The sequence below is a fragment of the Pseudomonas sp. Z1-12 genome (assembly GCF_051132015.1).
Taxonomy (GTDB): domain Bacteria; phylum Pseudomonadota; class Gammaproteobacteria; order Pseudomonadales; family Pseudomonadaceae; genus Aquipseudomonas; species Aquipseudomonas zanjanensis.
The window spans coordinates 2,747,626-2,760,694 of sequence record NZ_CP071647.1 but is presented as its reverse complement, the minus strand read 5'-3'; the positions used below and the strand labels follow the sequence as shown (position 1 = coordinate 2,760,694).

14 protein-coding genes are annotated in these 13,069 nt (G+C 62.3%); 6 read left to right on the top strand and 8 right to left on the bottom strand.

Features of this window, described 5'->3' with window-relative positions; all coding sequences use genetic code 11:
- The first annotated feature begins 42 nt into the window (after positions 1–42).
- The gene (locus tag J3P85_RS12210; RefSeq protein WP_434705986.1) at positions 43–420 is read left to right on the top strand and encodes a response regulator transcription factor; all 378 of its coding nucleotides are present in this window, start codon (positions 43–45) and stop codon (positions 418–420) included.
- Positions 421–487: 67 nt separating this feature from the next.
- Here the strand turns inward: J3P85_RS12210 and J3P85_RS12205 are convergent, their stop codons facing one another.
- Entirely contained in the window at positions 488–1,111 is a 624-nt protein-coding gene (locus J3P85_RS12205; protein WP_434705985.1) for a TetR/AcrR family transcriptional regulator, read from the bottom strand.
- 82 nt (positions 1,112–1,193) lie between these two features.
- Here J3P85_RS12205 and J3P85_RS12200 point away from each other — a divergent pair, with 82 nt between their 5' ends.
- Positions 1,194–1,823: an NAD(P)H-dependent oxidoreductase gene (locus J3P85_RS12200; RefSeq protein WP_434705984.1), complete on the top strand. Its 630-nt coding sequence runs from the start codon at positions 1,194–1,196 to the stop codon at positions 1,821–1,823.
- 16 nt (positions 1,824–1,839) lie between these two features.
- On the opposite strand, the gene J3P85_RS12195 is transcribed toward J3P85_RS12200, so the two are convergent.
- A complete protein-coding gene (locus J3P85_RS12195) occupies positions 1,840–3,402 on the bottom strand; it encodes a L,D-transpeptidase family protein (protein WP_434705983.1) in 1,563 nt (520 codons plus the stop codon).
- A 162-nt stretch (positions 3,403–3,564) separates the two neighbouring features.
- Between J3P85_RS12195 and J3P85_RS12190 the strand changes: the two genes are divergently transcribed.
- Positions 3,565–4,248 (top strand): murein L,D-transpeptidase catalytic domain family protein, encoded by a 684-nt coding sequence (locus J3P85_RS12190; RefSeq protein ID WP_250962091.1) that lies wholly within the window; start codon positions 3,565–3,567, stop codon positions 4,246–4,248.
- Positions 4,249–4,410: 162 nt separating this feature from the next.
- Entirely contained in the window at positions 4,411–5,364 is a 954-nt protein-coding gene (locus J3P85_RS12185; RefSeq protein ID WP_434705982.1) for a class I SAM-dependent methyltransferase, read from the top strand.
- Positions 5,365–5,450: 86 nt separating this feature from the next.
- On the opposite strand, the gene J3P85_RS12180 is transcribed toward J3P85_RS12185, so the two are convergent.
- The 4 genes from J3P85_RS12180 to J3P85_RS12165 form a co-directional block, all read right to left on the bottom strand.
- Positions 5,451–5,777 (bottom strand): four-helix bundle copper-binding protein, encoded by a 327-nt coding sequence (locus tag J3P85_RS12180; RefSeq protein ID WP_434705981.1) that lies wholly within the window; start codon positions 5,775–5,777, stop codon positions 5,451–5,453.
- A 119-nt stretch (positions 5,778–5,896) separates the two neighbouring features.
- Positions 5,897–6,499, bottom strand: coding sequence for a LysE family translocator (locus tag J3P85_RS12175; RefSeq protein ID WP_434705980.1), 603 nt, complete (start codon positions 6,497–6,499; stop codon positions 5,897–5,899).
- Positions 6,500–6,553: 54 nt separating this feature from the next.
- Positions 6,554–7,390: an AraC family ligand binding domain-containing protein gene (locus tag J3P85_RS12170; RefSeq protein WP_434705979.1), complete on the bottom strand. Its 837-nt coding sequence runs from the start codon at positions 7,388–7,390 to the stop codon at positions 6,554–6,556.
- A 448-nt stretch (positions 7,391–7,838) separates the two neighbouring features.
- Positions 7,839–8,264, bottom strand: coding sequence for a GlcG/HbpS family heme-binding protein (locus J3P85_RS12165; RefSeq protein WP_434705978.1), 426 nt, complete (start codon positions 8,262–8,264; stop codon positions 7,839–7,841).
- A 279-nt stretch (positions 8,265–8,543) separates the two neighbouring features.
- Between J3P85_RS12165 and J3P85_RS12160 the strand changes: the two genes are divergently transcribed.
- Entirely contained in the window at positions 8,544–9,629 is a 1,086-nt protein-coding gene (locus J3P85_RS12160; protein WP_250962081.1) for an aromatic ring-hydroxylating oxygenase subunit alpha, read from the top strand.
- The gene (locus tag J3P85_RS12155; RefSeq protein ID WP_434705977.1) at positions 9,626–10,576 is read left to right on the top strand and encodes a PDR/VanB family oxidoreductase; all 951 of its coding nucleotides are present in this window, start codon (positions 9,626–9,628) and stop codon (positions 10,574–10,576) included. Before J3P85_RS12160 ends, J3P85_RS12155 begins: the two co-directional genes overlap by 4 nt.
- Before the next feature lie 488 nt (positions 10,577–11,064).
- Here J3P85_RS12155 and J3P85_RS12150 read toward each other — a convergent pair whose 3' ends face one another.
- Positions 11,065–11,778, bottom strand: a complete 714-nt coding sequence (locus tag J3P85_RS12150; RefSeq protein WP_053125475.1) for a GntR family transcriptional regulator — start codon at positions 11,776–11,778, stop codon at positions 11,065–11,067.
- Between the two features lie 118 nt (positions 11,779–11,896).
- Positions 11,897–12,928, bottom strand: a complete 1,032-nt coding sequence (locus J3P85_RS12145; protein WP_434705976.1) for an Ldh family oxidoreductase — start codon at positions 12,926–12,928, stop codon at positions 11,897–11,899.
- Positions 12,929–13,069: the final 141 nt, after the last annotated feature.

The following is a 13,069-nucleotide window of genomic DNA, read 5'->3' as shown; positions in this document are numbered from 1 at the left end:
CGTATCGTGTAGTCACGACAGGCGCTGTTACGAGCGACCCCTATGACGCAAGCCACGCAGATACGCAACACGACGACTATCGCCGTTGTTGACGATGACGAATCCGTTCGGACAGCCCTGGATAGCCTGTTGCGTTCCAGTGGTTACAAGGTTCGAACTTATTGCAGTGCCATCGAGTTCCTGGACGACAATGCCCCGGCCAGTATTCATTGCCTGATTTCCGATATCCAGATGCCAGACATGAGTGGCCTGGAGCTGCATGAACAGCTCGGTGCCATGGGCTTGCGGATTCCCACCATCTTCATTACCGCTTATCCGGACCTGGGGGCGCATACGCCGGGGTTGGTCGCCTGCTTGCCCAAGCCTTGTGATGCCGACAAGCTGCTGGAGTGCATCGAGACGGCCCTGGGCCCACACTGAGGTTGCTGTATAAAACGCCCTAATACGAAACAACCGTGGGAGCGAGCTTGCTCGCGATGGCGCCAGCTCAGTTGGAACAGGTGTCGCCAGTCCTGCCCACCATCGCCACGATACTGGCCAGCAGCTCGTCCTTCGCCTCGCCAGGGCTGATTTCCCCGGTGGCGGCCGCATTGGACAACGCCTCCGCCGCCCCCAGCATCGCTCGCAAACCCGCCTGGCCGATGCCTTTCGTACCCGCAAACGGCTCCAGCACCGCGCGGCACTTGTCGAGAAAAATCCCCTCGTATTCGCGCTTGATGCGCGCAAGCTCCGGCGAACTGGTCAACGCCGCGATCACCCCGGGAATCTCCCGACCTTGCAGCAGCACGCACTCGACGTAGGACGAAGCGATCACCGCCGCCCGGCTTTGCAAGGTGGCTTCGCTGGCCTCCAGGGCAGCGTCCATCAGCGCGGTCTGGCGGGCATCGAAATCCTGGTACAGCGCCGCCAACAGCCCGGATCGGGTGATGAAGTGGTCATAGACGATGGGCTTGGTCACCCCGGCCTGGTCCGCCAGCCGCGCCAACGTCAGAGCATCACTGCCCTCCTCGCGCACCAGACGCCAGGCAACCTCCAGCAATTGACGCTGCCGGTCTTGCCGGGACAAACGACGACGAGGTGAAGGCGGCGAATGTTCATCAGTGCTTGACATGCTAACTTTACCAACCGTAACTTACTAAGCGTAACTTAAGCATACCTGTCTTCAAGACCTCGTGACCAGAAGGAGTTTCGCCATGCATGCACTCATCGTTGTGGCTCACCACGATCCACGCTCCCTCACCCACAGCCTGGCCCGGAAAATCGCCGAGGGCATTACCCAGGCCAACCCTGTAGATACGTTTGAGATTGCCGACCTGGCCGCTGAAGGCTTCGATCCGCGCTTCAGTTTCGCCGACCATGCGGTACACCACCGCGAGGCACTGCCGCCCGCGGATGTGCTGGCCGAACAAGCCAGGATCGACCGAGCCGACGCGCTGGTATTGGTCTATCCGATTTATTGGTGGTCCATGCCGGCATTGCTCAAGGGCTGGATCGACCGGGTGTTTTCCAACGGTTGGGCGTTCGATTTCAGCCTCGACAAACCGTTTATCCAGAAGCTGCAACACTTGCGGGTTCACTTGGTGGAAGTCGGCGGTGCCGATGCCGACAGCTTTCAACGTCACGGCTACGATCAGGCGATGACCACGCAGATCGACCATGGCATTTTCGGTTATTGCGGCGCCCAAGTGGTGAGTTCCCAGCGTTTGCTCGACTCGGAAACCGCCGATCCGCAAGAGCTTTTGCGAGCCGCCGGCGTTATCGGCCAGCGGTTGTTCGCAACGCTTGATGAAACCACACAGGCGCCCGCTATTGCATGCGCCTGAGCTCAGAACCAAGCGTTCACAGCGCGCGACCATGGGCGGCGGACAGCGTTGCGTCACGCCCGTAGATATCCGGGATGTACACCGCCTGGCCCTGGCTGTCCGCCTGTGCCGTCCAGTAACCCAGCAGGATCGGCATGGGCCGGGCCAGCCTGAACTCGTGGGTCGATTCACTGGCCAGCAAGGTGTCGGTGCGTGCCCGTTCAGCCGGGCTGACCAGCAGGTCGCGCAGGTGCATCACCTGCTCGATCCGCACGCAGCCTGAGCTGAAGGCCCGCGGACCTTTGCTGAACAGCGACTGGCTCGGCGTGTCATGCAGGTACACCGAGAACGGATTGGGGAAGCGGATCGCCATTTTGCCCAACGGGTTTTTCGGGCCTGGATCCTGGCGCAGCATGAGGTTGCCTGGGTGCTCCCAGTCGATGTCCTCCGCCAGCAACGGCAGGCCTTCACTGTCGAGGATCCGTAGGTTGTGGCGGGTGAGAAACTCCGGATCACGGCGGATCTCGGGCAGTTTGTCCTCACGCATGATGGTCGGCGGAATGGTCCAGGTCGGGTTGAGCGTCAGCCGGGTGACATGGGATTTGAGCAACGGCGTCTGCCGTTGCGCCCGGCCCACCTGGGTACGGGTTTGCCAGACCGGCGCGCCGCCCTGGTAAACCGTCAACTGCGCCGCGGCCACGTTGACCAGGACGCTGTCGGTTTCCACGTCCTGGGCCAGCCAACGCATGCGCTCCAGATTGATGCGCAACTGCTCTCGGCGCATAGCCGGGCTGATGTTCAGCTCGGTGACGGTCCACGGCCCGACCACGCCATCGGCCTGTAGCGAATGCCGGGCCTGGAAGCTCTTCATCGCGTCCACCAGCGCGGGACTGTAATGCTCGTCGGACACAAGCGGCGGTGTAGTGAGGTACCCCTCATTGAACAGGCGCTGGGCCAGGGCGGGGACACGGGCGTCCTGTTTGTCCGGTTGCAGCAACGGCCCGCCTGGCACCGCTTGCCATTCGCCCAGCGGTTGTTGCCGTAGCCGGGCATAGAGACCGCGCAGGTTGCGGTAAAGGTCCAGGTTCGGCCGCGCCTGCTCAAAGGCGTCGGCAAGGTTTTGCAGGCCCAGTCCGGCGATGGCCAGCACCACGGCCGGGTGATCCTGTGGCGGTGGGTTGGCTTTCCATACCGGCTCCAGTCGGTCTTGGGGCAGGTAGCCGAAACGCAAATCATGCAAGGCTTGCAGGTAGCGCTGGCTGATGGCGATGTCGGCGCAATGAAGGCCTTGGGCCGCGTCCCCGACCGGCAGGCTATAACGAGCCGGATCCAGGCCGTCGTCGGCCAGCTGCTGCAACTGGACCTGCAACGCTCCCCGTCGTTCGTCGTCCGCCCAGACCTCCTGGCCTGCGTTTTGCTGGTAGAACGCCTGCAAGTCGAGCTGCGTCGGAAAATCGACGCCCACCGCGACGCTCGGGCACGCGACCGCGAGTTGCGCCAGCGTGGTCTGCACCAGAGCCGGGTCGCCGTCCTCGGCTTTGGCGACCAATGGCGCCGTGAGCAATAAAAGGCTCAGGTAACATGCGGACTTTTTGAACAACTGCTTTACTCCAATCCATGGCCGTCTCGTTGACGGTGAATTTTGCGACAGGTACGACCCGCCATCATGCAGACAAACGAAATCGGACGGGATGCCGCGAACGAACACCACGCTGGAAACCCTTCGCCTGTATCGGGCTTTTTGCGCCGATTCTGCCTGGTCATGCTGGGCCTGGGTATCATTTGCAGCCCGGCACTGGCGGAAAAAAAGGCCAAGTCGAAAACGCTTTACCACAGCCTCGCCCAGGCAGCGCCGGAACTCAATCCCCTGGCGCTCAAAAGTGCCTTGAGCGCCATGCAATGCGCCGTCGCCAATGGTGCCGGCCAGGCTCGCCACCTGGCGGTCATCGACTACTCGCAACCCTCCACGGCCCGGCGCCTGTGGATCTTCGACCTGCGCCAGAAGAAGTTGGTATTGCGCGACCTGGTGGCCCATGGGCAAAAGTCCGGGGAAAACTTCGCGACGCAGTTTTCCAATCGCCTGGGCAGCTACCAATCCAGCCTGGGCCTGTTTCGTACCCAGGAAAGCTACCAGGGCGCCCACGGTTATTCACTGCGCATGGATGGCCTGGAGCCGGGCTTCAATGACCTGGCCCGCGACCGGGCGATCGTGATCCATGCCGCCGACTACGTGAACCCGTTGTGGAGCGTGCGCCAGGGTCGCATCGGGCGCAGCCAGGGCTGCCCTGCCGTACGCCCGCAAGTGGCGCGCCAGGTGATCGACAAGCTCAAGGGCGGACAATTCATGTTTTCCTGGTACCCGGACCCGAGCTGGCTCAAGCGATCGGCCTATCTCAACTGCCAGCCGCAGCAGGTTGCCAGCATCTTGGCTACCAGCGGCAGCTAGGGGCACCTTTTGTGGCGAGGGAGCTTGCTCCCGCTGGGCTGCGTAGCAGCCCCAAGCATGTGAGTGCTTCGCACTCAAGCGGGAGCAAGCCTCGCCACAGGGATTGCGTCGGGTTCGCCTGCGGTTAAAATGCCGGCCTTTCGAATCCCTGGCGTTGCCTGAATGAATTGCGTAGCCCTTCAAACCCTTCACGATCATTTGCTGGCAGCCCTGGAATCAGCGCCGGTAGAAACCCGTCGCTTGTTCCATGGCCGGGGGCGCTGCTGGCCAGGCCTGGAGCAGATCACGGTCGATTGGTTGCAAGGGGTGGTGCTGGTTTCGCTGTTCAAGGAACCGGACCCCAAGCCGCTGGACGATTTGAGCGCAATGCTGCTGGCGCTGACCACGTCGCCGGCCTGGCAACACAGCAAGGCCCACACCCTTGCCGTACAACACCGTTACCTGCCGCAGAGTCTCACCCAATGGCTGGTGGGCGAGCCCATCGATGAATGGACCCTGACCGAAGGCGGCCTGTTTTACCGGATCGACCTGGGCAAGAAGCAGAACAACGGCCTGTTCCTCGACATGCGCTACGGTCGCGACTGGGTGAGGGCCAACGCCCAGGGTAAACGGGTCCTGAACCTGTTCGCCTATACCTGTGGTTTCTCCGTGGCGGCCATCGCCGGGGGCGCGCAGCATGTGGTCAACCTGGACATGTCCCGGGCGGCCCTGAGCCGCGGCCGTGACAACCATCGGCTGAACGGCCATGACCTGGGCCAGGTAAGTTTCCTCGGCCACGATTTGTTCAAGTCCTGGGGCAAGGTGATCAACAGCGGTCCATATGATCTGGTCATTATCGACCCGCCGACGTTCCAGAAAGGCAGCTTCCTGCTGACCAAGGACTATCAACGAGTACTGCGCCGCTTGCCGGAACTGCTGGCCGCCCACGGCACGGTACTGGCTTGCAGCAACGACCCGGCCACCGGCCCGGACTTCCTTATCGACGGCGTCATGCGTGAGGCGCCAGGCCTCGAATTCGAACAGCGGCTGGCGAACCCTCCGGAGTTCCCAGACGCCGATGTGACTTGCGGGTTGAAGGTACTGGTATTCAAACAGGCTGCGTCCACCAGGCTTTAGGCCGCTTTCGAGCAGAAGCCTGCACCTGCATCGCGACCGGCCAAGCGCCTGTCCTCCAGGACCAGCGCTTGGCCAAGCCACGCCAATCAGGCGGCCATTCGCTCACACGCCTCGGCGCATGACCGGCAAGCTTTTGCACACGCCTGGCAGTGCGCCGGTTCGTGTTTGCCACACTCCTCGCCACACGCTCGACAAATTGCCGCGCACACATTGCACAGTTGGACGGCGACGCTGCTGTCGCGCTTCATGAGCGTGGCCGCGAGCCGACATAGGTCAGCGCAGTCACGGTCCAGCTCTATGCACTTAGCCATCATCTGCACGCTCTGCTCACGCAGGCAGGCTGCAGCGCAGATTTCACAGGCCATGGCGCAGGCGGTGCATTCGGCTATACAGGCCTCGTAACGACTGTTCATGGGAATCTCCTGTTGCAAAGGTCGATTGGGTACCGCCCATGAAAACAGGGGCGGTATAAGGTCCGACTCGGCCGTCAATCCGGAGGTTTCGAGAGAAAAATTACAATTTTGTCAGCCGCTCAGACCACCAGCGTCAACCACGCCGACGCCAGCAGCAGCACGGCCATGACGCGGTTGAAACGCCCCATCGCCACGGCAGAACGACAGAACCTTGCGGCGCCGCGCCCAAGATAGGCCCAGGCGGTCATGCAGGGGATCGAAATCGCAAAGAATGCGAGGGACAACCAGAGCACCCTCTGCGTACGGTCCGCCTCGGCACCGGCGAATACGCTCACCACCGCCAACGCCATCATCCAGGTCTTGGGGTTCACCAACTGCAACCCGGCCGCCCCCGCCAGGCCCAGGCGCGGCCCCTCGACCGGGCGGTCCGGGTCGACGGCCTGGGCCGGAGCACGGAAAATCTGCCAGGCCATCCAGCTCAGCCAGGCGATGCCCGCCCAGGAGAGCAACGTCTGAATCGTGGCATGGCGCGCCAGCACGTCCCCCAATCCGGTGCCGACCAGAAGCACCAGCAAGGCCGCCGCCGCACAGGCACCGAGGATGATCGGCAAGGTGGTGGCCAGGCCGAAGCGCGAGCTATGGCTCAGGACCAGGATATTGGTCGGGCCCGGCGTGATGGAGGCGACAAACGCGAACAAGGCAAACGGCAGTAACTGGTCCATGGAGCGATTTCTCGGTGAAGGATCGATCGCTTGATCATCCCCGCCAAGCCGTGGTCAGTCTGGAACAATTGAGCAGCGCTTGCGGTAGTCCGCCGGGCTCAGGCGATAGGCACGCTGGAACCAGCGGCCCAAATGGCTTTGATCGGAAAAACCAAGCATGGCCGCCACCGCCACGGCGCTCTCGCCACTGGCCAGCAGGTGCCGGGCACGGGCCAGGCGCAACTGGATCAGATAAGCATGGGGCGCCAGGCCGAAAGCGGCCTTGAAGGCCCGGGTCAAGCGGAAACGATCCACGCCGGTGACCTGCGCCAGGTCATCCAGGCCGATGTCTTCGCTCAGGTGACTGTGCAGATAATCCCTGGCCTGCTGCGCCACCAATGGCAGCCGCGGATCCGGGTTGATCCGCGCCCGCCAGTGCAGGTGCTGGGTCAGGTTGGCCAACAGGGTGTCGAGGGCCGTCTGGCGCACGATGCGGATCTCCTGCTCATGCAGGCTCTGGAAGGCCAACGCCGTGGCACTCGCCAGCCGCGCATCGTCCGTCAGGGTGGCGGCGAACCCCAGCTGGGCGTTGTCCGGCGCCACATCGAACAAAGAGCGCAGCTCGCGCTCCAGCCATTGGGGCTCCAGGTACAACGTGCGATAGGTAAACCCGTGATCGTGGGGCGCGTTGCCGTCATGCAACTCACCGGGCTCGAGCAGGAACACCTTGCCCGGCGTACTGTTGTGCTGCTGGCGGCGACAATGAAACTGCTGCACCCCCTGCTCGGTCACGCCCACCAGATACGTGTCATGCCAATGGGGATCATAGGCATGCCCCTCGAAATGCGCGCGCACGGTCTCGATGCCGGACGTGGCGTCCTGCTTGAGATCGATCCAGTTGCGCGCCGTCATGCCCTGTCCCGTCTAGTGAATGTGCTCTTGGCAGATTAACTGCTGGTGAGGCGTGTGTCTGGAAGATTTGTGCAGGCCCTGTGGGAGGTGTTCGGTCTGTAGTGCGATGTCGACTGGCGTACCGCTATCGCGAGCAAGCTCGCTCCCACATGATCTTTTGGTCGTTTAGAAGATCAGCGTCCACCGCCGATCCCTGTGGGAGCCGAGCTTGCTCGCGATGGCGGTGGGCCTGCTTGCATCAATGCTGAATGTGCCGCCGCTTTCGCGAGCAGGCTCGCTCCCACATGATCTTTTGGTCGTTTAGGAGATCAGCGTCCACCGCCGATCCCTGTGGGAGCCGAGCTTGCTCGCGATGGCGGTGGGCCTGCTTGCATCAATGCTGAATGTGCCGCCGCTTTCGCGGGCAAGCTTGGCTCCCACAGGGAAATTCCATAGCTTCATGACCGCTTCAGGCATCCGGCGTAATCACCGGCAACACCGTCTCAACCGCCAAACGAGCCAACTCCGCGTCCTGCTCAGCCTTGACCCCCGACACGCCAATAGCCCCAATGCATTGGCCGTCATGACGAATGGTCACCCCGCCTTCAAGCATGCCCTGCAAGTGCGGAGCGCTGAGGAAAGCGTAACGACCACCGTTGATCATGTCCTCGAAAACCTTGCTATCACGCCGCCCCATAGCGGCCGTACGCGCTTTTTCAGTGGCGATATAGGCCGATAACGGCGAGGCATCGTCCAGGCGCAACAGCCCGAGGGGATGACCACCGTCGTCCACCACACACACCGACACCGCCCATTGACGCTGGTGAGCCAGCTCCTTGGCCGCCACCAGCAATTGCGCAACGTCCTGCTCAGTGAGTATCGCTTTGGTCTTCATGAATGACTCCGTGTTGTGCAACAGCAAGCCCGCAAGACAATCAGGCGCCCGCCCGGCAGGTCGAGGAATTTTCGTTCTGCGAACCATAGCGCACATGCGGCGGTTCATTGAAGCCCGGTTGCTGGCGACCTGCTGCGCCTGATACGAGCCCCTACGCCCACACCAATGGATCCACTAATGCAACCAGTCGTCCACATATCCAGCAAAACCGTTGACAACTAAATTAGTTAAGAGAGTTAATGGATCCACAAACAAGAACAATCCGCCTGGAGATCCGTCATGTACCCCAAGAACGCCTGGTACGTTGCCTGCACCCCCGATGAAATCGCCGACAAACCCCTGGGTCGCCAGATCTGTGGTGAGAAGATGGTTTTTTACCGGGGGCACGAAGGCAAGGTCGCAGCCGTGGAAGACTTCTGCCCCCACCGCGGCGCCCCGCTTTCCTTGGGCTACGTCGAAAACGGCAACCTGGTGTGCGGCTACCACGGCTTGGTGATGGGCAGTGATGGCAAGACCGTCGAGATGCCGGGGCAACGGGTACGAGGATTTCCCTGCAACAAGACCTTTGCGGTGCAGGAACGGCATGGCTTCATTTGGGTCTGGCCCGGTGACCAGGCGCTGGCCGATCCGGCACAGATCCATCATCTGGAATGGGCCGAAAGCGATGAATGGGCCTACGGTGGCGGTCTGTTCCATATTCACTGCGACTATCGCCTGATGATCGACAATCTGATGGACTTGACCCACGAAACTTATGTCCACGCCTCGAGCATCGGCCAGAAGGAAATCGACGAAGCGCCGCCGGTAACCACCGTCGAGGGCGATGAAGTAGTCACCGCCCGCCATATGGAAAACATCATGGCTCCGCCGTTCTGGCGCATGGCCTTGCGCGGCAACAACCTGGCCGATGACGTGCCGGTGGATCGCTGGCAGATCTGCCGTTTCACCCCGCCCAGCCATGTGCTGATCGAAGTGGGCGTGGCCCATGCCGGCAATGGCGGCTATCACGCTGCACCGCAATTCAAGGCGTCGAGCATCGTGGTGGATTTCATCACACCGGAAACCGAGACCTCGATTTGGTACTTCTGGGGCATGGCCCGGCACTTCCAGCCGCAGGATGAAGCCCTCACCGCGTCCATTCGCGAAGGCCAGGGCAAGATTTTCAGCGAAGACCTGGAAATGCTCGAACGCCAACAGCGCAACCTGCTGGACCATCCGCAGCGCAACCTGCTCAAGCTCAACATCGATGCCGGCGGCGTGCAGTCCCGGCGGGTGCTGGAGCGCTGGATCGCACGGGAGCGCGAGGCTCAAGCCGGGTTGATCGCCAGCACTCATCAGCCGCAACTGGCGGAGCAACGGCCATGATCGAAGTCCAGGTCACGGCGCGAAACAGCGAAGCCCTCGATATTTGCAGCTACGAGCTGACCCGGGTCGACGGCGAGCCATTGCCCGCCTTTACCGCCGGTGCCCATATCGACGTGCACTTGCCCGGCGGGCTGATTCGCCAGTACTCGCTGTGCAACCATCCCGAGGAACGGCATCGCTACCTCATCGGCGTGCTCAAGGACCCGGCGTCCCGCGGTGGTTCGCGCAGCTTGCATGAACTTATCCAGCCCGGCATGCGCTTGCACATCAGCGAACCGCGCAACCTGTTTTCGCTTGCTCCTCACGCCCGGCGCAGCCTGCTGTTTGCCGGCGGCATCGGCATTACGCCAATCCTGTGCATGGCCGAGCACCTTGCCCAGAGCGGTGCGGCGTTCGAGTTGCATTACTGCGCCCGTTCGCGGGACCGTGCGGCCTTCGTCGAACGCCTGCGCCAGGCCCCTTACGCCGACCGGGTCTTCCTGCATTTCGATGAAGAACCCGAAACCCTGCTGGACGCCGCCAAGGTGCTGGCCGTTCCCGATAGCGACCTGCACCTCTACGTGTGCGGGCCCGGAGGTTTCATGCAGCACGTCCTCGACACCGCCAAGAGCCAGGGCTGGCAGGAAGACTGCCTGCACCGCGAATACTTCGCCGCCGCCCCCACCGACACCCGCGCCGATGGCAGCTTTGCGGTCAAGCTCGCCCGCAGTGGCCAAGTGTTTGATGTACCGGCGGACCGCAGCGTGGTGCAGGTGCTGGAGAGCCACGGCATCGAAATCCCGATCTCCTGTGAACAAGGCGTGTGCGGCACCTGCCTGACGCGGGTGCTGGAAGGTGTGCCGGAACATCGGGACATGTTTCTGACCGAAGCTGAGCAGGCCTGCAACGACCAGTTCACCCCGTGCTGCTCCAGGTCGAAGACACCAGTGTTGGTCCTCGACCTCTAACATCCAGACAACACGGAACCCTGTGGGAGCGGGCTTGCTCCACAGTGTTTACCGTGGATCAATCTGTGCCGTGATGGCTGGGAAAGCTTTTGTGGCGAGGGAGCTTGCTCCCGCTTGAGTGCGCAGCGCTCATCACTTTTTTGGGGCCGCTGCGCGCCCCAGCGGGAGCAAGCTCCCTCGCCACAGGACCGTGCGATTCCCAATACCTTGTGGGTATCCAACATCACCGCAAACTGACCCTCCGCCTTCGCGAGCAGGCTCGCTCCCACACAGGTTTTGGTCATTTATAAGATCGTCCACCGCCGATCCTGTGGGAGCCGAGCTTGCTCGCGAAGGCGGTGGGTCTGCTTGCACTAATGCGTGAGCAAGCGAAGGCGCCGGAACATTCAGCATGGATGCAAGCTGACCCACCGCTTTCGCGAGCAGGCTCGCTCCCACAGGGGATTTGGAGTGGATACGAATATTGCAATCACCAGCCGCCGAGGCGGTCACTCCGAACGCAGGATCACCTTCATTCGCTCATCAGCCAGTGTCGAGCCGAACACCTCGGCGTAGCGCAGGGTCGCATTGGCATGTTCGCGCATGATCGCCTCGGCGCGGCCGCTCTGGCGGTTGATCAGTGCGTCGAACACGGAGTGGTGTTGCATATGGGCATAGTTGAAACGGCGAAACTCACCTGCCATGTTCTGGCGATCCACCGCCAGGGCGGTGACTGAGGCGAATGGCAAATGATCGTTGCGGGCCAGGGCATCGGCGATCGCCGGGTTGTGGCTGCCTTCGACGATCACTTGGTGAAAGCGCATGTTGAGGTCGTGATAGACCTCCAGGTCGTCCTCGGTGACATAGCCTTTGGCGAACAGTTCATCGCCCTGTACCAAGCATTGCTCAAGCGTCGCGCGGGCTTCTTCGGACAAACCATGCTCGGCTGTCTGCCGTGCCGCCAGACCTTCCAGCACGCCACGCACCTCCACGGCCCCAGCGATTTGCTCGGCGCTGACCGAACGCACCTGGAAACCGCGCCCGCCAAAACGCACGAGCAACCCTTCCTGCTCCAGGGTGCGGAACGCCATGCGCACCGGCATGCGCGAAACACCGAACAACTCGGCCGTAGGGATTTCCATCAAGCGCTCGCCGGCGGCCAACTCACCCGAGGCGATCATCTTGCGCAGCGCAACCAGCACCGTTTGGCCGGGCTTACTCATCCAGGCGATTCCAGAAAAAAGAAGCCGTCATAGTAGAAGGCTTGGCCCAGCGTGTCACGGCAAGGCACGGGTCCGCGATAAAGCGGGAGGCAACCACCTTGGCTGCCACCGCCGGGGCTCAAATGCCCGCCAATTCCCGCAACTGCGTCAACGTCTGCTCATCCAAGGTAATCCCCTGTTCATTGGCCTTGCTGCGCTCGCGATGGCGCCGGTCCCCAGGCAACCGTCGCAACCCGACGCCATGCATCTGCCTGACCAGTTCCCGGCTGCGCTCGGCGAAGTCTTGCCCGGCGGTCTTGCTGGGGTCGATCACGATCAACAGCTGGCCGGTCCATGGTGTCTTGGCGCCCGGATGGTTGCTCCAATCGAATTCGAAAGAAAAATTGCCCCCCGTCAGCGCCGCCGCCAGCAACTCGACCATCATCGACAACGCCGAGCCCTTGTGCCCGCCAAACGGCAGCAGCGCGCCGCCTTCGAGGATCGCCTTGGGGTCGCGGGTCGGTTGGCCAAGGCTGTCCACGCCCATGCCCGGCGGCAACAACTCGCCCTTGCGCGCGGCAATCTGCACGTCGCCGTGGGCGATGGCGCTGGTGGCCAAGTCGAAGACAATCGGCTCACCGTCGGCCCGTGGCGCGGCGAAGGCAATGGGATTGGTACCGAATAATGGACGGTCCGCGCCATGGGGCACCACGCACGTCATGCTGTTGACCACACTCAGCGCCACCAGGCCTTCGTAGGCAAACGGCTCGACATCCGGCCAGAGCGCCGCGAAGTGATGGGAGTTGCGAATGGCCAGGACGGCGATACCGGCGCTGCGGGCCTTTTCCACCAACAATGGGCGCGCGGCGGCCAGGGCTGGCTGGGCAAAGCCGTTGCCGGCATCCACCGCGACGAACCCAGAGGCGACGTCTTCGACCACCGGCACGGCCTTGCCGTTGACCCAGCCGCTGTTCAGCGTCGAGACATACCCGGGAAGGCGAAACACCCCATGACTGTGGGCGCCGTCGCGCTCGGCCCCGGCGCAGTTTTCGGCCAGGCACCGGGCGACTTCGGTCGAGGTGCCATGACGCAGGAAAATCTTCTCCAGCAAACTCACCAGAGCATCGAAAGACAGGGTGCGAGAAGCAGCATGATCGGATGGCGCAGACATCTGAAGCTCCGGAATGATTGTTGGAGGTAGCAACAGCGTGAAGGACCCGCCCGGTGATTAAACACCGTTTCAGGCGCGCGCTGTCAATCCTTGACCGTGGCGGCGGCCCGGCCAGTCAGGAAACCAGTGTGCGGTAACTAT